We start from the raw sequence: 18,403 nt of genomic DNA on the forward strand, positions 1-18,403 counted from the left end.
TGATTCATGAAACGGATGATGAGTGTTGCCGGAGCATTTTATCCAGCAGAGTGTGGATCAATTGAGAGTATGATAGCGCAATTCAACTCCATTTTGGACAAAGCGATAGAAGATCAAAGCTATTTTTCTTTGAGACCTAGAGCGATTATTTCCCCACATGCCGGGTATGTGTACAGCGGATTTACGGCCAATGTCGCCCATAGGCTCTTGCAAAATACAGATGCTAAGAGAGTAGTTGTCATAGGTCCTAGTCATAGAGTTTATTTCAGTGGTGTAAGTGGGAGTTTTTATGACGCTTTCGAGACGCCTTGTGGAGATCTTTTGATTGATAGGACCTATTTAGAAATGCTGGCACAAAAATATGGTATCGGTTTTGTACCCGAAGCCCATCAAGAACACAGCACTGAAGTGCAAATGCCTTTTATTCATCACTATTTGCCGGATGCCAGGGTAATTGAGCTGGTCTATGGGGATGTGGATCCAAGAAATGTTGCCATGATATGTGAAGAGGTATTGAGTGATCCTCAAAATGTTGTGGTTATCAGTACAGATTTAAGCCACTACTATCCTCTTTCCAAAGCAAAAGAGCTTGATATGCACTGTTTGCAAGGGGTTGCTGAGCTTGATGTTGCAGAACTCCATAACGGCTGTGAAGCTTGCGGAAAAATCGGAGTAGAAGCAATTGTTTTAGCCGCAAAAGATCTAGGACTAAAACCTAGGATTTTGGATTATAGAACCAGTGCCGATGCAAGTGGAGATACAAGTTCCGTAGTTGGATATATGAGTGCGGCATTTCTTTAATAGATAATTTTACACAGATAAAGGCCATTGGGGGGAGCCAGGGTTGAGGTATATCGTTCTTTGCAGGCAAGCTGATCGATTATCTGCTCAGGTTTGAGCTCTCCTTTGCCAAGTTTTATCAAAGCATCCATGATAAGCCGGATTTGTGCTCGTAAAAATCCGTCTCCTTCAAAATAAAGAACATATAAGTCATCTTTTTCATACAGAGCCGTTTTAAAGATCCTTCGCAAAGAACTTTTTGTATCACTGCCTGTTTTCATGAAATAGGCAAAATCATGCTGTCCCTCAAAAAGGGAAATATTCTTTTTTATTGTCTCTATATCGAGATTGGAAACATAATGTACGTAAGCATTTTCAAATACACTTGGTTTACTTTTTTTCAAAAGATATCGGTAAGCTCTTCGTTTTGCACTGTATCGTGCGTGGAAATCATTTGGTGCCGATACGACTCTTTTGATGTGGATATAGGGGTGCAGTGTGTTATTGAGCCGTGTTTGGAGTCTTTCAAGATCGCTCCAATATGAGGGAAGGTCGAAATGGATCACCTGAGCAGTTGCATGGACGCCCTTGTCGGTCCTTCCGCTTCCGACTATTTTGCTTTCTATTCCTACCCGATGCAAAGCATTATAAAGATGATGCATGACGGTATTTGTCGTATGCTTTTGTATCTGAAATCCGTCGAATCTGCTGCCATCATAAGAGATTACCGCTTTAATGCGCATCAGTACCTACTCATAACTGTTTTGTGAAAAAGATAAATACCGCCGAAAAACCATATTGCCATGATCATTGGCGAAAAGAAAGAGAGGGTTTTACTGAGTAAAAAAGCAAAACCAAAATAGAAAAAGAGCACCAAAAACACTTTTAAAAAAACCCCTCCTTTATGGTATCTTGGATGATGAATGCCAATCATACCGGCATAAGGCATACCAAGGATTGGAAGAAGAGTGATCCAAAGAAAAAAGAGCATATCAAAAGCTCTTTGCTTATTCGAAAATGCTTTCTCCCAGTAATGCATTGGATCGATATATTGAAAATAGTATGATGTTGATGTGTCAAAAAGATCCATTTTTTTAAAAGAGATTTGATCGAGCGATCCTTTTTTATATGTATAGGCATTTCCATTATAAAGAGTCAATTTCAAACCATATTGACTGTTGTCAAAAGTCGCCTTTTGCGATGTAATAAATCGCTCCCGGGAAGTATTGAAATTGTATAAAACTACATTTTTAAAAAAATTGTTTTTGTCTTTCTTTTGGACGTATACAAACCAGCTTCCAAATTTATGACCATATTCACTCGGTTTGAGGTTGATATTGGCTTCTGTTTTTTTGTAGCGGTAGAAACCTTTTTCCAATTGTTTACCTTGGGGTATTAAAATGTAAGCAACGATACTCAGCAGCATACTCAATAATACGGCTAAAAGAGTCAAATAACGCATGATCGTAACCGGAGAGATTCCAAGTGAAAAAAAGGCGATCGTTTCATAATCAAAAGAGAGTTTATGCAACGCTGTGACTGCTGCAATGAAAAATACCACGGGAACAGTAAAAAAGAGAATTTGTGGAGTTATAAAAATATACAGTTTTGCGAGGTCGCCCAAAGAGAGCTGGACAATACTTGTCAATGATACGATTTTGATAAAAAATATAAGGGAGGCGATACTAAAGAGTGGCAAGAAATAGGAAAGAAAAGATTCATACAGATGATTTCCCAGATATCGTAACAGTTTAGGCACTGATGACTCCTAAGATTTCATTGCCAAATAGGTAAGCGATAAATCCTCCAAGAGCTAAAAAAGGGATAAAAGGGAGTTCTCTATCCGCTTTTTGATACCGAAAAGCGAGGGAAAACGGCAAGGCTATGAGTGCTGCTAAGAAAAAAGAGACAAAGCTCAGTTGGACTCCAAGGATCGCTCCAAGAGTGAATCCTACGATTATATCTCCTTCTCCCATTGCTTCTATCATAGGAAACTTCGGATAGTAAGGAGCAAGCCAGGGCGTTTCTTTGAGCTTTTTTCGGATGTGTACATCCTCTTTTTTGCTCACATAATATCCTACAAAAAAGCGAAGCATCGCCAAAATACCAGCTATTATCAGTGCATTGTGTAGATTGTCAAGAAAATGTGCAGAAGCAAACACAGAGAGCATGGCTGCAGTGAGATTGATGCTGTCAGGAACCGCCTTGAATCGCCAGTCAATGAGCGAAAGGGCCAAAAGAAGATCAAAAACAATCGCAATAGCTAAAGCATAAAGAGTAAAACCGCTTTTGAGATAGACTACGGCAAAAATGGTTGCGCTTAAAAGCTCTATTATAGGATATTGCAATGAAATCGGGCTTTTACAGTACGCGCATTTTCCCCCGAGCAAAAGCCAAGAAAGGAGGGGAATATTGTGCCACCATTTGAGCTGTGTTGTACATGCGGGACAGTGGCTTGGAGGATAAGCGATGCTTTGGCCTTGGGGAATACGAAGTATGATGACATTTAAAAAGGATCCAAAAAGCAAGCCCAGAATAGTTGCAAAAAGAAGTTCTATGATCATATCCCTCCAAACCTTCGTTGGCGTTTTTTGAATTGCTCTATGAGTGCTGCAAGCTCTTGCGATGTAAAATCGGGCCAGTAGGTATCTGTAAAAAAGAGCTCCGCATAAGCGATTCTCCAAAGTAGAAAGTTTGAGATCCGCTTCTCACCACCGGTTCGAATGAGCATATCCACATCACCCAGTTTTGCATCAAAATAGTTCTCGAAATTCTCTTCGTCAATTTCACAATCATCTTTTGCCGCACGTTTACAAGCTCTGATGATCTCGTCTCTTCCTCCGTAATTGAGGGCTAAAACCTGTGTCAATTTTGTAAAACTTTTGGTTGCTTCTTGGACTTTGATGATTCTTTGTTGAAGACTTTTTGAAAATTTGGAAATATCGCCTATAACAACAAACCTGATCTCATTTTCTTGATAGGTTGCAAGTTCTTTTTGAAGCCATCTGTCTAAAAGTCGCATTAGAAAATCGACCTCTTGTTTGGGTCGCTTCCAGTTTTCTGTACTGAAAGCATACAAGGTTAAAACCTCAATCTCTGGATGAGTTGTACAAAATTTGGTAATATCTCGAACCACCTGAGCTCCTTTTTCATGCCCTTTGGTTCGACTTAAACCTTTTTCTTGAGCCCAGCGTCCGTTGCCATCCATAATGATAGCGATATGTCTAGGTCTATTCATCCAGCGCCTTTGCTAGTGTAGCAAGATCAAGTGAGAGTTCAAGTTTTGATTTTAAGGGACTCTGGACTGCCTTGTCTTTCGTAATAAATACGATTTGGTTCATGTCACTTCCAAAAGCGGTTGTATGCTTGACGATATTGAGACAAACCGCATCAACCCCTTTTTTTACAAGCATTTTTTGAGCGTTTTCCAAAGCCTCTTTTTCATCGGTTTCTGCTTTGAATCCGATTACGATGATCCCTTCTTTATCGATAGACTGTAAGATATCGATATTTTCTTCAAGTTCCAGGCACCACTCTTTACCAAGCTGTTCTTTTTTGAGTTTTCCTTTTTGAGGATATTTGGGCCTATAGTCGCTTACTGCGGCCGCCATGAAGAGATATGGCTTTTTTGTGATAAGCTGTGGTTGCGTGAGATCGTTGATGAGGTCGGGTTTTTTGACGATGCCCCGTTTGGCTACTTTGATGCGTTCTTGCACAAGTTCATACATCTCCTGTGCTGTTTCACACGCAAATAGATCGATCCCCTTTGGTAAATTTTCGCACGGTTTTGTCGTGATAAGTTCTACTTTTGCCCCTTTGAGATACAGCGCTGTTGCAAGGGCACACGCCTGTTTTCCGCTCGATTCATTCGTAATGGATCGAACATCATCTATGTGCTCTTTCGTTCCTCCACCTGTTACAATCACGTAGCGATCCTCCCAAAAAGGATCTTTCAATAACGCTCTAGCTCCCTCATAAAAAATATCCTCTATCTCAGCCAGAGCACCTTCACCTTCCGTGCCACATGCGAGCTCTTTTGTCTGAGGCTCTATGATAGTGTATCCATTGAGCTTGAGCAGTTTGAAACTGGCCTGGGTGAACTGATTATTGTACATTTTCGTATTCATGGCAGGAGCTATAATTTTAGGACCATCAAATGCGAGAGCCGTTTGGGTCAAAAGATTGTCTGCTATGCCGTTACTGAGTTTATTGATGGTGTTTGCCGTTGCCGGAGCGATGACAAAAAGTTCGTAATCCTCGGTAACATGGATATGGTTGTTTCTATTGGTCCAGTCTTCGTTCTCTTCGCACAGAACTTTTTGGCTTCCGGCAGCTTCAAAGGTGAGGGGCGTGATAAACTTTTTTGACGAGGGAGTCATAATCACTTTGACATTCGCACCAGCCTTTTTGAACCGTCTCAGAAGCTCTACCGCTTTATAGATGGAGATACTGGCACTTACTCCCAGTAAAATATTTCTATTTTCAAGCATCTTTTTTCCTAAAAAATTTGTAGTAAAAATCTTTCACGATTTTCAGTGGCACTCTGCTTATCGCCAAAGCGCCTTTTGGAATATCCTTTGTAACAGTCGTTCCAGCTGCTATGAGTACATCATCTTCTATTTTCACGGGCGCGACGAGTTGTGTATCGCTGCCAACGAATACATTTTTGCCGATAATCGTTTCATATTTTGCTTTGCCATCGTAATTGCAAGTGATCGTACCGGCACCTATATTGGTTCCCTCATCAATCATCGCGTCTCCAAGATAACTCAAATGTCCGGCTTTGACACCATTGAGACTACTTTTTTTCACTTCCACGAAATTGCCGATATGGCTCTCTTGTATCATGCTTTGTGGCCGAACTCTAGCGAATGGACCGATTGTGGAGTAGCGAACGGTACTGTTTTCGACAACGCTGAGGGCTTTTATATGAGAGTTTTCTATAAGGGTTTTGCCACGCAGAACAACGCCGTTTTCTATTTCGCATTCTCCTTGAAACTGGACATCCACTTCAATGTAGATTGTATGCGGAAGGCGCATGGTGATGCCTTCTTGCATCCAGTGTTTCTTGATACGCTCTTGCATCACAATTTCCGCGTTTGCCAAATCATACTTTGAGTTGACGCCTTGAAATTCATCTTCTGGAACGAAAATGGGTTTAATAGAAAAGCCCTCTTTTTTTGCCAAAGCGATAATGTCTGTGAGATAGTACTCTTTTTGCGCATTCTCATTGGAAAGCATAGGCAAAAACCGTTCCAGTATCTCTTTTTTGAAAAGATAGACGCCTGCGTTGACCTCACAAACCAAAAGCTCCTCTTCATTGGCATCTTTTTGTTCAACGATATATTCCACTTCATCGTTTTTGATGATGACTCTTCCGTATCCGCATGGATCCTCCATACGGATAACACTTAAAACGATGTCCGCATCGATAGAGATAAAATTTTTGAGCGTTTTTGCTTGAATCAGCGGCATATCTCCATTCAGGACAAGAATTTTTTCATTGGAAAAAGAGATATTTCGAAGGGCACCGCCGGTTCCGGGATAGTTTGCATGATCTTGTAGTACAAAACGGACGCCCTCAAACTCTTTTTGAATATACTCTTTGATGATCTGAGCTTGATGGTACAAAACGACAGTGATGTCGTCACTGATTTTTTGGGCTTCTTTGATAATATGCCATATCATAGGACGACCGCAGATAGTGTGTAAAACTTTGGGCAAAGAACTTTTCATTCGGGTTCCTTGTCCCGCAGCCAAAATGACGACAGAAAGACTCATCTATCTCCTTCACTTTTCATAAGAAGTCTTCGATATTCATCACATGTTTGCAACGTTTTAGGAGAACCTTGACAAATATTTTTTCCATCTTTCATAACTACAATTGTATCGCAAAAGGTGAGGGATCGGACATTGTGTGAAATAAGAATCACGATTCGATTTAAGGAAATTTTTTGGATCGTTTGAAAAATCTGCTGTTCGCTTACTGGATCCAGTGCACTGGTGGCTTCGTCAAAAATCATGATGGATGGATTTTTATAGAGTGCCCTTGCAATGGCAAGTCGCTGACGCTGTCCACCACTGAGATTCATACCATTTTCATCGAGTTTTGTGTGAATGCCTTCAGGAAGATTTTGGACAAACTCCCATGCGTTTGCTTGTTTGAGCGCCTCAATGACACGGGTTTCATCAAATGAACTCCCCCCAACATTTTCAGCAATAGAGGCTTGAAAAAGATAGACTCTCTGCGTCACTAAAGCGATATTTTTTCGAAGGCTCAAAATATCAAACTCTTTTATGTCGATACCGTCTATAACCACTCTTCCAGATATCGGATCATAAAATCGAACCAAGAGATTGACCAAAGAGCTCTTTCCGCTGCCGCTATCACCCACGATTGCGGTTATATGATCTTTTTTACAGCAAAAATGGACATCTTTTAATACCACTTTGTCGTCATACGTTAATGTTACATGCTCAAAACAGAGTGTTTTTGGATGTGGTGGAAAAGGTTTGTGTCCACTTCTGATTTGGGGTTGTAGGTCGATGATAGAAAATATTCTCTCAGAAGCTGCCAATGCATCTTGGATGGAGTTATACAGCTTTGAGACATGTTTGATAGGGGTATAGAGCATAAAAAGAGCTGTCATAAATGAGAAAAACTCCCCTGTTGTCATATGGCCTTCGATGACTTCATGCCCTCCTGTATAGATAACAAGGGCGATGATCAGTGCGCCAAGAACCTCCATCAAAGGAGATACAAGCTCATTTGTTTTGACCTGTTTGAGCGAGAGTTTAAAAAAATCGAGGTTGTGTTTTTTAAATCTGTGCAGCTCCTCTTCTTCTCTCGCTTCCGCTTTGATAAGTTCGATATTGTTGAAAATCTCGGTAAGATGGGTGGTGAGATCTGCTATCTTTTCTTGGGATTGATGGGAGATCTTTTTCATTCTTTTGGCCAATTTACTCAAAGGCCACATCGCAAGCGGCATGATGAAAAGAAAGTATAGAGCAAGTTTTGGACTTTGATAAATCACTACACCTACAAGGGCTATGATGGTGATAGTCTCACGAAGAAAGTCGGGAATCATATTTGCAACGACGTTTTTGATACGATTGATATCGTTGGTAAGCCGGCTGATCAGTTCACCGGATGGCTGCTTGATAAAGTAGCCTATATGCATGGCGAGGATGGAGTCAAGCATCTGATCGCGTATCTTTCGTATGACATCTTGACCGATATACTCAGTAAAATAGACCTGAGTAAATCGGCCCGCTCCTTTGAGAAAGTACAAAAATATGACAACCCATGGCAGGATACTCAGCATTTGCTCGTTTTTATTGATGAAAATATCATCCAGTACAGGTTTTACGATATATGCTGAAGCGCTGGTTCCGATGGCAGCAGCGATCATGCCGAGGATCGCTATGAAAAACTGCAGTTTATATTGGAGTAAAAAGGGAGCGAAGCGCTTCAATATTTTGATCAAATTTTCTCCCAGAGTGTCCCTTGAGGTGTATCCATGATCGCGATACCCATTGAGCGAAGCTCCTCTCTGATACTGTCAGCCAGTTGAAAATTTTTCTCTTTTTTTGCCATTGTTCGCTTTTGAATAAGCTCTTCGATTTTTTGCTTCTCTTCTTCGCTTATTCCAAGCTGAAAATAGCTATACGCATCTTTGTGGCCAATGCCTAACAGTTTGGAGATATACTCTATATTGGCAACGATCTGTTTTTTAAAAGCTTTATCCTTCGGATTTGTATCCAGATATTCGTTGGCATAAGCGATAAACTGATCGATAACAGCCAAGGTTTTTGAAATATTGAGGTCTTGACTCAGTGCTTGCAGCAGTTCATCGACAAACTCTTTGTGAGGTTGGGAGGGCTGCACTCCATAAATCCTTTTTTTGAGTCTGTAGAGTTTATCCAGCCGCTTTTTGGAAGCAAGGAGGTCCTCTTCATTAAAATTGAGATCGGACCTGTAATGGGTGGAAAGAAGATAGAATCTCAAAATCTCTCCGTCATATACCTTCAAAGCATCTTTGATAAAGAAACTGTTGCCAAGAGATTTGCTCATTTTTTCACCACTGATGGTGACAAATCCGTTATGCATCCAGTATTTTGATAGTTCTTGGTTACAAGCACACCGTGTCTGTGCCGCTTCATTCTCATGATGAGGAAAAAGAAGATCCGCTCCTCCGGCGTGGATGTCGATCTGAAAAGGGGTATCATGGTAGGCAAGATGTTTATCGATCATGGCTGAACACTCGATATGCCATCCTGGTCTTCCTTTGCCAAAAGGTGAATCGAAACAGACATCCTCTTCGCCTTTGCATCTTTTCCACAGTGCAAAATCGGCTGGATTTTTCTTATCGGGATTGGGTTCGATACGGCTCAAATTCTGCTCATCGCATTTATGGCTTAATGTGCAGTACTTTTCATCTTTTGATGTATCAAAATATATATCACCATTCGGTGTTTGGTAGGCGCACCCTTTTTGTAAAAGACGCTCAATCATATCGATCATGGCATCCAGATTTTGGGTGGCTTTTGGCTCGATATCGGCTCTTTGAACGCCAAGAGCCTCCATATCTTCTAAATAGCGCTGAATGTAATAGCTTGTGATCTCTTGCAAAGATTTTCCGGTTTCATTTATTTTTTTGATGATTTTGTCATCAATATCGGTAAAGTTTTTCATAAATGTGGTTTTGTAGCCCAAAGCGTTTAATGTGCGTCTAAGCAGATCAAATGCAATTGCGCTTCGTGCATGACCTAAATGGGCATCATCATAGACTGTTGGTCCGCAGACATAGACCTTGATGTGGCGGTTTTTGAGTGGTTCAAGGGAGCAGTACTCTTTTTTGGAACTATCGTATATAACCATCGAGGACCTTTAGTAAAATTGTATACAAAATAGCTTGTGCAATTATAGCAAGTGTCACAAACAATCCATTTGAATCTTTGGCAACTATCGCAAATTTTTCTTTTCCAAAGAGTCTGAGATTGAAAAAAAGAAGCACAAAACCTGAAATACTTGAAGCAAGAGCGAGTCCCGCAGCTCCTAAAAAGTTGATTAAAAGCAGTGACAAAACCATATTGGTAATAAGTGAATATGTTGCTATTTTGGCGGCTGTTTTTTGCTGTTGATGGGCATATAGCCACAAAGAAAACAGTTTGGATAGGCCAAAAGGAAGCAGACCGATCATGTACATCTGTAGAACAAAAGCGGTTTGAAGCGTATCTTGATGGGTGAAACTGCCTCTTTCGAACAAAAGCCAAATAATCGGCTTTGCCAAAATGATACCTCCGATCATAGAAGACCCCAGCACAAAAAGAAGGAGCCAAAAACTCTTTTTGAGATAGACAAGCGCTTTTGTTTCGTCACCGTTTTTAATCGCTTTGGAGACGCTTGGAAAGAGTGCAGTGGCTGTTGCAATAGCAAAAAGAGCCAAAGGAAGTTGCAAGATTCTATTGGCGTAGTAGAGATAACTGATGGCTCCAGCTTGCAAAAAGGTAGCCAGCCACGTATCCAAAAAAGCTGAAATTTGAGCGGTTGAATTGCCCCAGATGGCAGGAAAGAAGTTGGAAGTGAAGTTTTTAAGATCCTTTTGGATGGTATCTTTTTTTTGGACAAAAAAACCTTTGCAAAATTTTGGCAAGATACCAAGCTTTTGGCTCATATACAAATGGATGGCAAACTGCAACAATCCACCTACCAAAACGGCAATGCTCATGGCATAAACGATTTTTTCTTTGGATGCACTATGAAACAGTATCAAAGCGGCAATCAAAGAGAGATTGAGTAGAGCAGTGGAAAATGCGGTTGTTGCGAAATGTTCTTTGTATTGCAGCAGAGCTGCCAAAAATGTGACACAGAAGATAAAATCGAGATAATAGAAGTTGATCGCTACATAGGGGGCTGCCAAGTCGATGAGATGCTTATCATACCCTATGGCGATCAATTTCGTAAAAAAAGGAGAAAAGATGGTTACAAGTAAAGAAAATAGGATTAAAATGAGAAAAAAACGCTTGAAAATGGCAGTTGCAAAAAGGATTTTATGACGTGAATGGGTGTAGGCCGGCAAGAAGCTCTGTACGAAAGCACCTTCGGCGAAAATTCTTCGAAAGAGATTTGGCAGTTTGAAAGCGATAAAAAAGATATCGCTGTATATGTTCGCACCCAAAATGGAAGCGGTTAAGAGATCTCTGATGAATCCAAGAATTCTACTGAATAGTATGCCGGCACTATTGGTAAATATCTTTGTAAACATTAGGCAATTATAGAAAAGCTGATCGTAAGAGTCAATGCTCTTGTAAAGTGGTGGCAAAAAGAAGTCCTAATAGAAGCATAATGATCGTAAAAGTGTAGAGTATCTCATAGCCGAAAAATTTGAGAATGAAGCCGCCGGGAATTGCAAAAAAGAGACCGATGGAAGTGAGATTGTTTTGCAAGGCGATATAGACGGGGCGTTTTGATTCGGGAGCGATATGGATCAAAAGATTGATAGAAGCGATGCGAAATCCGTCTATTGCCATGCCAAGCAGAAAAAAGGCTGTAATGTAACTGAAAGTATGATGGGAAAGAAGCAGTATGAAAAAAGCAAGAATAGAGAGTACAAAAGCAAGTATCATTATTTGCTTGTATGCTGGCGACATCTTTTTGTAGATGATGTTTCCAAGAAGGGCACCACTCATCTGGATAACGATAAATCCGCCTATGAGAAATCCGCTTAAGTGGATATGCTCTTTTGCTTGCAAAATGACGTATGCAAATGAGAACAAAAAGGAGTAGCTAAGTAATACTGTGAAGATTTGGCGCTGCAGTCTTTTATCGTTTCGTAAAAGCACAAAAGCGTTTTTCAAAAATGCTCCAAAACTATTTTCCCGTTTCGTGATATTTTCTTTGACAGGCTCTTTGATGGTAGAAAACGCGATCAATCCTATAGCCATCAAAAATGCACTGATAATAAAAAGATAGGCGTAACTCACAGGTACCGGGTAGTGCTGCAAGATAAATCCTGCGGCAATACCGCTTAGGATCGAACCGATAGCAGCAAAAAACTGTCTGTTTGCCATCGATTTTCCTCTTGTATTTTGATCAAAAACTTTTGCTAAAATCTCATTGAAATAGATACTTCCAAAACCGGCTGAAAAACTGAAAATGAACAGAAAAAGAGCGATGAGAAGAAGCGTTAGTGTTGGATTTTTGTCTCCGATGAAATAAAGCACAAGTCCGATACTGAGCCAACTGAGAAATCTTGTAAGAAAGACTCTTTTGAGATAGGGCATCACAAGAGCGAAACTTTGTGCATAAAAGGCTGCGAAAAGTTGAACCAAAATGGCACCACCGCGCAAGAGTGAAGTGTAGTATCCTACAATCGTAACATCAGAACTAAAATGGTGGATAATAAGTGGCAGTGTGGTTGCCGGGTCTGCCACACCCAAAGCGATGGCGAGGAAAAAACCGTGTAGGACGTTTTTGAGATTATTCTTTGCATAGTTCATGGCGCAAATTATATGATAAAATTGCAAAAACTTTGGAGAGGCTATGATTGTTGGACTTGTGGGAGAAGTAGTTAGAAAAGAACCCACCTCTTTGCATATCGAAGTGCATGGTGTTGTGTATGAAGTGTTTATCTCTTTAAATGCAAGTGCTGCAATAGACAAGAAACAGATTCGCCTCCATACGACTCATATCATCAGAGAAGAGAGTGAAAGTCTCTACGGATTTGTGGATATCAATGAAAAGAAGATGTTTGACAGACTCATCAAACTTAACGGTGTTGGACCAAAGGTTGCTATCGCTATCTGTTCCACCTTCAAGCCTGAGGAGTTTGTCCAAATTGTCCAGCAAAAAAATGTTGCGATGCTCAAAAAAGTTCCTGGAATTGGACCAAAGAGTGCGCAAAGGATTCTCGTTGAACTTGGCGAGTTCGACATCTCTGAATCCAATGTTGCTTCCAGCGCTTTTCAGGAAGCCTCTATGGCTCTGCAAAGCCTTGGGTTTAAAAAAGAGCAGATTCAAAAAGCATTACAAGAGTGCACGGCGACAGATACGGCAAGCTTGGTCAAAGAGGCACTGAAAAAAATTCAAAAACTGTAGGAGCAGTGATGCAGTATGCTGTATTGTTTGGCGGAAAAAGTTATGAACATGAGATTAGTATTGTCAGCGCAATTGCTATTAAGGAGATTTTGCCAAATGCCATTTTTATCTTTTTGGATAGCAATAGGGATTTTTATCTCATCGAGAAAGCGAATCTCAAATCCAACTATTTTAGTTCGGGCGATTATAAAAAATCACCAAAAATTGAGATCAAAAAAGGCGGTTTTTATCAAAAATCTCTTTTGAAAGAGAAAAAGATTGCTGCCGATGTTGTGGTCAATCTTGTTCATGGTGCCGATGGTGAGGATGGAAAGCTGGCTTCTTTGTTGGAATTTTTTGAAATCGACTATATAGGACCCAGGATAGAAGGAAGTGTGATAAGCTACAGTAAGCTTTTGACAAAGCACTATGCAAAAGAGTGTGGAATAGAAGTTTTGCCGTATCAGCTTCTAAGGAAGCAAGATGAAAAAGCAATAGATTTTGAATATCCTATCATCATCAAGCCGAACCATCTTGGAAGCAGCATCGGAGTGAGTGTGGTTCACGATAGTTCTGAGCTGGAATATGCACTGGATGTGGCCTTTGAGTTTGATGATGAGGTCTTGATAGAGCCATTTATTGAAGGGATCGAAGAGTATAACCTAGCTGGAGCGAAAGGAGAAAGATTTCACTTTTCCAAAATAGAGGCTGTAAAAAAAGAGAAATTGCTCGATTTTGAGAAAAAATATCTCGATTTTGGAAGAAGCGGAGAAGTCGAGGATGCTTCATTGAGTGAAACGCTACGTTTGCAGATGCAAAATGCCTTTGAAAAGATATACGATCCTCTCTTTTTAGGGGCAATTATTCGAATCGATTTTTTTGTTCATGATGGAAAGCTCTATCTCAACGAAATCAATCCGGTTCCAGGAAGCCTGGCAAACTATCTTTTTGAGAATTTCAAAACCGTTTTGGACGATGTTTCGAAGCATCTTCCAAGATCAAAAAATATTGTTATAGATTATCGATATATCAATTCCATTCAGTCAGCGAAAAAGTGATTGATGTAGCGATACTGGGAGCCGGAGCAAGCGGGCTGTTTGCCGCTTCGCATCTTAAAAACAAAAAAGTGGCTCTTTTTGAACATAATCCTAAAATCGCCCAAAAAATAAAAATAAGCGGGGGAGGGCGCTGCAATGTAACAAACGAAAAGCTCAGCATCGAGAACTTCGTTACCTCAACGCCTGATAAAGCGTGGCAGATTCTTCAAAGATTTGATAACAACAAGCTCCTTTCATGGCTTCATCAAAGAGGTTGTAAGCCTGTAAAACAGAAAAAATATCAGTTTTTTTGTCCCCAATCTTCCCAGGAGCTTATCGAAATTCTTCGTTCGGAAACGAATGCGTCAATCCACACCTGTACAGAAATTCTAGACCTCATAAAAGTCGGCGACCATTTTTTGGTAAAAACTGCACGCAATGAGTTGAAGGCAAGAGCTGTACTGGTTGCTACAGGAGGTTTAAGCTATAAAAAAATCGGGGCAAGCGGTATAGGATATGAAATAGCCAAAAGAAATGGATTGAATGTGACACCACTTCGTCCTGCTCTTGTCGGTTTGACGGTTCAAAAAGAGCAGTTTTGGTTCAAAGAGCTTAGTGGAATTGCTTTTGAAGCAACGGTGCGTGTGGGCAAGAAGGAGTTTTGTGACAATATCCTTTTTGCACATAGAGGCATCAGTGGACCAGCCATACTGAATGCATCGCTGTATTGGGAGAAAGGAACGATCGAAATCGCTTTTTTGAAAAAACTTCCCAGGTTTGTACCTCATAAACATATCAGTTCGCAAATCTCCTTGCCAAAACGGTTTGTAAAACGATTTTTGCAGGTCATCGGTCTTCAAGATAAAAGATATGAGCAGTTAGGGGAGAATGAGAGAAAAAGGTTGAGACTGTTTGAGTCCTACTCTTTTGCACCCGCCGGAACCTTTGGATATGAAAGGGCGGAAGTTACAAAAGGGGGTGTGCATTTGCAAGATATGGATGAGTGTTTGCAAAGTGTTCATGTTCCTGGTCTCTTTTTTGCTGGAGAAGTTCTCGATGTCACTGGAGAGCTTGGCGGATACAATTTGCAGTGGGCCTTTTCCAGCGGATACAGCGCAGCAAAGGGGATATATGAGTATCTTGGAAATCACTGATATCCTTGGAATTGTCGCCTTTGCTTTGAGCGGATACTGGGTAGCGGCAAAAGAGCGGTTCGATCTTTTGGGTGCTTTTATCCTTTCGTTTTTGACAGCACTCGGAGGAGGAGTTTTGCGCGATATTTTGGTGGATAGGACCCCATACGCCTTTTCGCATTCGCTGCCTTCTCTTTTAGTGATTTCAGTTGTCTTGATCTCCTATCTGTTTCATTTGAAAAAATATTTTCATTTTCAAAATAGGACACTTTTTATCGTCAGTGATGCGATCGGTCTTGTTTCCTTTGCTATTACAGGAGCGATGGTTGCTACTCAGGCAGATTTCAACTTTTTTGGCGTTATTTTGGTTGCACTCATCACGGCTGTTGGCGGTGGAGTTTTGCGTGATATGCTCCTTAATCAGGTCCCATTGATTCTCAAAAGCGATTTTTACGGAAGTGTTGCGATCATTACCGGAGGACTCATTTATGCTGTAGATAAAATGCAGTTCATGAATACATTGAGTATTGTATCTATTTTTGTCTTCTCGTTTTTGCTTCGCATGATTGCCTATTACAGGCAATGGAACCTTCCCAAAGCATAGTTTTATAAATTAAAAATAGTTATAATTTGATTTTTAGATAGATAAGAGCACAATATAGTATAGCCCGCAAAAGGAGGCTGTAATGACTTTCAATAAAGAGTATAAAAATATCTACCTTGTTACCGCAATTTTGGCTGCTTTCGTGGTATTTATGATCATTACGACCATTTGGGTGATAATGGATGTAACAAGCAAACGATCGTGCGTAAAAACATGCAGTTATGAAAGATCCATAGCAAAACCTGTTGGCTAAATTAGCTTTAACCTCTTTATTGGTACAATTGAATCAAAAAAGAGGATCTTTTTGGCTATTCGTGAAATATCTTATAACGGAAAAATTTTTTCATTGAATTATGAACTGAAAAATCCCAAATGTGATCGGGCGATTCTTTTTTTGCATGGATGGGGAAGCAATAAAGAACTCATGCAAACGGCTTTTGTAAAACACTGTTCTTACAAATCGATCTATCTTGATCTGCCAGGATTTGGAAAAAGTCCGAACGAATCGGTCTTGACCACAAAAGATTATGCAAATATCGTTCAAACTTTTCTACAAGATTTAAACGTTCGTCCTGATATCGTCGTAGGTCACTCTTTTGGCGGTAAGGTTGCGACACTGCTTGAGCCCAAAATGCTTGTGCTTTTGAGCAGTGCCGGGATTGTGGAAAAAAAGCCCCTTACAGTGCGAATGAAAATAGCTCTTTTTAAAATGCTCAAACCTTTTGGCATTGCACGACTTAGAAATCTTTTTGTCTCACGAGATGCCAAAGGGATGAGTGAAGCGATGTATGAGACATTTAAAAATGTTGTAAATGAAGATTTTTCTTCCCATTTTGAGAAATGTCATAGCGAGGCTTTGATATTTTGGGGAGAGGAAGATCGAGCAACATCGTTGCAAAGCGGTAAAAAAATTGCAAAGTTAATTAAAAACAGTACCTTTTTCCCTCTCAATGGTGACCATTACTTCTTTTTGGATAAAGGCAAAGAGATCTGTAAAATCGTGAAGGAGCGGTATGAAAAACTGTAGATGTATCATAAAAGGAAGGGTACAAGGGGTTTGGTTTCGACGATTTACCCAAGATATTGCCAACAGTCTCGGAATCAGTGGATTTGTGCGAAACCTTCCTGATGGGTCTGTGGAAGTGGAGGCAAGTGTTCCCGAAACTGTCTGGGAGGAGTTTTTGCAAGCATTACATGAAGGACCACCTTTGGCAAAAGTGGAGTCGATCGAAATCGAGCCTATCAAAAAAACGTTCAGCGGACCTTTTGAGGTGCTTCGATGATTTGGCTGCATCTCATTGGGCATACTCTTTTTGTCCTTATGCTTGGGTTTTATCTGATTCAAAATCTGCAATGGTACAACTACCGCTTCAGTAGAGTTGTATTGCACCATCACGCTCCATGGCAACATATTCTTTTTTTCTTAGCGCCTCTGTTTATTTATATCGCAATTCGCGAATATGTTTTGGTTATGGACATTTTTTATGGAGCGATCCTTTATGTTTGGCAGCGAAAAATTGATAAAAAACTGGTATTTACAGCTCGAGTGAAACGTTTTTTTCTGCTTCTTTTTGGGATTACACTGCTTCTTGATCTTTTATGTATTGCAAAATTGCATTGTCCGCTTTTTAGTACTGTATTGCCTCTGGCAGTTGCGCTGTTGCTCTCCAATATCATCGAGAGTTATTTGATGGCGCTGTATAAAAAAGAGGCGAGAAAAAAACTTGAAACGATAGACCCTACCATCATAGCAGTTACGGCAAGTTACGGGAAAACCAGCATCAAAAACTTCATTTATCAGCTGTTGAACGACTCATACCAAGTCTACAAAACACCAAGAAGTGTCAATACTCTGGCAGGAATCATCAAAGATATCAACACTGCTTTGCCTCCAAAATGTGAAGTGTATGTGGTGGAGGCAGGAGCCAGAGAGCGTGGCGATATTTTGGAAATCACGAAATTTCTCAATCATCACTATGCAGTAGTTGGTAAAGTCGGCCCCCAACATATTGAATACTTTAAAACATTGGAAAACATCATCGCGACGAAGCTGGAGATCTTGCACTCTAATCGGTTAAAAAAATCTTTTTTGTGGGACGGATTGCCTGTTAAAGATGATCCAAAATTTGTCAAATTTGGCTCAAATATCAAAAACGTCAAAGCCGATTTGGATGGGGTATGCTGGGATCTTGAGTTGCAAGGAGAGGTTTTTCATTTCCAAGCGCCAATTTTAGGAGCGTTCAATGCCTTCAATATCACAGCTGCCATTTTGGTGGCAAAAGAGTTTGGTATCGATATGCAGACGCTGCAAAAAAGTGTATCACAGCTCAAAGGAGTTGAGCATAGACTCCAAAGAATTGAAGCCGGAGGCAAAAAGATCATCGACGATAGCTTCAATGGCAATTTGGAAGGGATGATTGCATCCTATGAACTTGTCAAAAGCTATCCTGGCAGAAAAGTGGTGGTAACGCCCGGTATCGTTGAGAGTGACGAAAAAAGCAATATCGAACTGGCAAAAAAAATCAACGATGTTTTTGATCTTGCCATCTTAACGGGTAAAATAAACAAAGAGATACTAAAAAAATATATCACTATTGATACGATTATCGTGGAAGATAAAAATGAGCTGCAAGATGTTCTTGCAAAAAAGACAAAAAGTGGCGATTTGATCTTATTTAGTAACGATACTCCCTCGTTTATGTAAGGGATAATATGGAAGATATAAAAGATTTTGCCATAGAGTTTTTGGCGATTATTGCTTTAGTATTGA

The 18,403-nt window shown here is 40.3% G+C and carries 19 protein-coding genes; 9 read left to right on the forward strand and 10 right to left on the reverse strand.

Features of this window, described 5'->3' with window-relative positions:
* Window positions 1-6: 6 nt before the first annotated feature.
* Window positions 7-801: an AmmeMemoRadiSam system protein B gene (gene amrB / locus JG735_RS04640; protein WP_201335657.1), complete on the forward strand. Its 795-nt coding sequence runs from the start codon at window positions 7-9 to the stop codon at window positions 799-801.
* Here amrB and truA read toward each other — a convergent pair.
* Genes truA through JG735_RS04690 form a run of 10 tightly spaced genes read right to left on the reverse strand, consistent with a single transcriptional unit; the run spans window position 798 to window position 12,282 of the window.
* Window positions 798-1,523 (reverse strand): tRNA pseudouridine(38-40) synthase TruA, encoded by a 726-nt coding sequence (gene truA / locus JG735_RS04645; protein WP_201335658.1) that lies wholly within the window; start codon window positions 1,521-1,523, stop codon window positions 798-800. The two genes, amrB and truA, sit on opposite strands and share 4 nt — an antisense overlap.
* Window positions 1,523-2,539 (reverse strand): LptF/LptG family permease, encoded by a 1,017-nt coding sequence (locus JG735_RS04650; protein WP_201335659.1) that lies wholly within the window; start codon window positions 2,537-2,539, stop codon window positions 1,523-1,525. Before JG735_RS04650 ends, truA begins: the two co-directional genes overlap by 1 nt.
* Entirely contained in the window at window positions 2,532-3,344 is an 813-nt protein-coding gene (locus JG735_RS04655) for an A24 family peptidase (protein WP_201335660.1), read from the reverse strand. The genes JG735_RS04650 and JG735_RS04655 overlap by 8 nt, the downstream gene beginning before the upstream one ends.
* A complete protein-coding gene (locus JG735_RS04660) occupies window positions 3,341-4,018 on the reverse strand; it encodes a di-trans,poly-cis-decaprenylcistransferase (protein WP_201335661.1) in 678 nt (225 codons plus the stop codon). Before JG735_RS04660 ends, JG735_RS04655 begins: the two co-directional genes overlap by 4 nt.
* Entirely contained in the window at window positions 4,011-5,270 is a 1,260-nt protein-coding gene (gene coaBC / locus JG735_RS04665; RefSeq protein ID WP_201335662.1) for a bifunctional phosphopantothenoylcysteine decarboxylase/phosphopantothenate--cysteine ligase CoaBC, read from the reverse strand. Before coaBC ends, JG735_RS04660 begins: the two co-directional genes overlap by 8 nt.
* Entirely contained in the window at window positions 5,263-6,561 is a 1,299-nt protein-coding gene (glmU, locus tag JG735_RS04670; RefSeq protein WP_201335663.1) for a bifunctional UDP-N-acetylglucosamine diphosphorylase/glucosamine-1-phosphate N-acetyltransferase GlmU, read from the reverse strand. Before glmU ends, coaBC begins: the two co-directional genes overlap by 8 nt.
* Window positions 6,558-8,267 (reverse strand): ABC transporter ATP-binding protein, encoded by a 1,710-nt coding sequence (locus JG735_RS04675; protein WP_201335664.1) that lies wholly within the window; start codon window positions 8,265-8,267, stop codon window positions 6,558-6,560. The genes glmU and JG735_RS04675 overlap by 4 nt, the downstream gene beginning before the upstream one ends.
* Window positions 8,264-9,661 carry a cysteine--tRNA ligase gene (gene cysS, locus JG735_RS04680; RefSeq protein WP_201335665.1) on the reverse strand — a complete coding sequence of 466 codons (1,398 nt, stop codon included), beginning with the start codon at window positions 9,659-9,661 and terminating at the stop codon, window positions 8,264-8,266. Before cysS ends, JG735_RS04675 begins: the two co-directional genes overlap by 4 nt.
* Entirely contained in the window at window positions 9,645-11,048 is a 1,404-nt protein-coding gene (gene murJ, locus JG735_RS04685; RefSeq protein WP_201335666.1) for a murein biosynthesis integral membrane protein MurJ, read from the reverse strand. The genes cysS and murJ overlap by 17 nt, the downstream gene beginning before the upstream one ends.
* A gap of 31 nt (window positions 11,049-11,079) precedes the next feature.
* The gene (locus tag JG735_RS04690; RefSeq protein ID WP_236583864.1) at window positions 11,080-12,282 is read right to left on the reverse strand and encodes an MFS transporter; all 1,203 of its coding nucleotides are present in this window, start codon (window positions 12,280-12,282) and stop codon (window positions 11,080-11,082) included.
* A 43-nt stretch (window positions 12,283-12,325) separates the two neighbouring features.
* Between JG735_RS04690 and ruvA the strand changes: the two genes are divergently transcribed.
* From ruvA to JG735_RS04730, 8 genes are all read left to right on the forward strand, one after another.
* Window positions 12,326-12,880, forward strand: coding sequence for a Holliday junction branch migration protein RuvA (ruvA, locus tag JG735_RS04695; RefSeq protein ID WP_201335667.1), 555 nt, complete (start codon window positions 12,326-12,328; stop codon window positions 12,878-12,880).
* Window positions 12,881-12,888: 8 nt separating this feature from the next.
* Window positions 12,889-13,917: a D-alanine--D-alanine ligase gene (locus tag JG735_RS04700; protein WP_201335668.1), complete on the forward strand. Its 1,029-nt coding sequence runs from the start codon at window positions 12,889-12,891 to the stop codon at window positions 13,915-13,917.
* Complete coding sequence (locus tag JG735_RS04705) at window positions 13,914-15,050, forward strand: aminoacetone oxidase family FAD-binding enzyme (RefSeq protein WP_201335669.1); 1,137 nt, start codon at window positions 13,914-13,916, stop codon at window positions 15,048-15,050. The genes JG735_RS04700 and JG735_RS04705 overlap by 4 nt, the downstream gene beginning before the upstream one ends.
* Window positions 15,028-15,633, forward strand: coding sequence for a trimeric intracellular cation channel family protein (locus JG735_RS04710; RefSeq protein WP_201335670.1), 606 nt, complete (start codon window positions 15,028-15,030; stop codon window positions 15,631-15,633). Before JG735_RS04705 ends, JG735_RS04710 begins: the two co-directional genes overlap by 23 nt.
* Before the next feature lie 82 nt (window positions 15,634-15,715).
* The gene (locus JG735_RS04715; protein ID WP_201335671.1) at window positions 15,716-15,886 is read left to right on the forward strand and encodes a hypothetical protein; all 171 of its coding nucleotides are present in this window, start codon (window positions 15,716-15,718) and stop codon (window positions 15,884-15,886) included.
* A gap of 51 nt (window positions 15,887-15,937) precedes the next feature.
* Window positions 15,938-16,660: an alpha/beta fold hydrolase gene (locus tag JG735_RS04720; protein ID WP_201335672.1), complete on the forward strand. Its 723-nt coding sequence runs from the start codon at window positions 15,938-15,940 to the stop codon at window positions 16,658-16,660.
* Window positions 16,647-16,916: an acylphosphatase gene (locus JG735_RS04725; protein WP_201335673.1), complete on the forward strand. Its 270-nt coding sequence runs from the start codon at window positions 16,647-16,649 to the stop codon at window positions 16,914-16,916. Before JG735_RS04720 ends, JG735_RS04725 begins: the two co-directional genes overlap by 14 nt.
* Window positions 16,913-18,337, forward strand: coding sequence for a UDP-N-acetylmuramoyl-tripeptide--D-alanyl-D-alanine ligase (locus JG735_RS04730; RefSeq protein WP_201335674.1), 1,425 nt, complete (start codon window positions 16,913-16,915; stop codon window positions 18,335-18,337). The genes JG735_RS04725 and JG735_RS04730 overlap by 4 nt, the downstream gene beginning before the upstream one ends.
* The last annotated feature ends 66 nt before the right edge of the window (window positions 18,338-18,403 follow it).

It is taken from the genome of Nitratiruptor sp. YY08-10 (assembly GCF_016629565.1).
In the GTDB taxonomy this organism is placed as follows: domain Bacteria; phylum Campylobacterota; class Campylobacteria; order Campylobacterales; family Nitratiruptoraceae; genus Nitratiruptor.

Excerpts from the sequence above, each read along its gene's own strand:
- JG735_RS04710 (WP_201335670.1), top strand. The coding sequence starts at position 15,028 with ATGAGTATCTTGGAAATCACTGATATCCTTGGAATTGTCGCCTTTGCT.
- JG735_RS04730 (WP_201335674.1), top strand. The coding sequence starts at position 16,913 with ATGATTTGGCTGCATCTCATTGGGCATACTCTTTTTGTCCTTATGCTT.
- JG735_RS04700 (WP_201335668.1), top strand. The coding sequence starts at position 12,889 with ATGCAGTATGCTGTATTGTTTGGCGGAAAAAGTTATGAACATGAGATT.
- JG735_RS04725 (WP_201335673.1), top strand. The coding sequence starts at position 16,647 with ATGAAAAACTGTAGATGTATCATAAAAGGAAGGGTACAAGGGGTTTGG.
- murJ (WP_201335666.1), bottom strand. The coding sequence starts at position 11,048 with ATGTTTACAAAGATATTTACCAATAGTGCCGGCATACTATTCAGTAGA.
- JG735_RS04655 (WP_201335660.1), bottom strand. The coding sequence starts at position 3,344 with ATGATCATAGAACTTCTTTTTGCAACTATTCTGGGCTTGCTTTTTGGA.
- JG735_RS04660 (WP_201335661.1), bottom strand. The coding sequence starts at position 4,018 with ATGAATAGACCTAGACATATCGCTATCATTATGGATGGCAACGGACGC.
- glmU (WP_201335663.1), bottom strand. The coding sequence starts at position 6,561 with ATGAGTCTTTCTGTCGTCATTTTGGCTGCGGGACAAGGAACCCGAATG.
- cysS (WP_201335665.1), bottom strand. The coding sequence starts at position 9,661 with ATGGTTATATACGATAGTTCCAAAAAAGAGTACTGCTCCCTTGAACCA.
- amrB (WP_201335657.1), top strand. The coding sequence starts at position 7 with ATGAAACGGATGATGAGTGTTGCCGGAGCATTTTATCCAGCAGAGTGT.
- coaBC (WP_201335662.1), bottom strand. The coding sequence starts at position 5,270 with ATGCTTGAAAATAGAAATATTTTACTGGGAGTAAGTGCCAGTATCTCC.
- JG735_RS04715 (WP_201335671.1), top strand. The coding sequence starts at position 15,716 with ATGACTTTCAATAAAGAGTATAAAAATATCTACCTTGTTACCGCAATT.
- ruvA (WP_201335667.1), top strand. The coding sequence starts at position 12,326 with ATGATTGTTGGACTTGTGGGAGAAGTAGTTAGAAAAGAACCCACCTCT.
- JG735_RS04690 (WP_236583864.1), bottom strand. The coding sequence starts at position 12,282 with ATGAACTATGCAAAGAATAATCTCAAAAACGTCCTACACGGTTTTTTC.
- truA (WP_201335658.1), bottom strand. The coding sequence starts at position 1,523 with ATGCGCATTAAAGCGGTAATCTCTTATGATGGCAGCAGATTCGACGGA.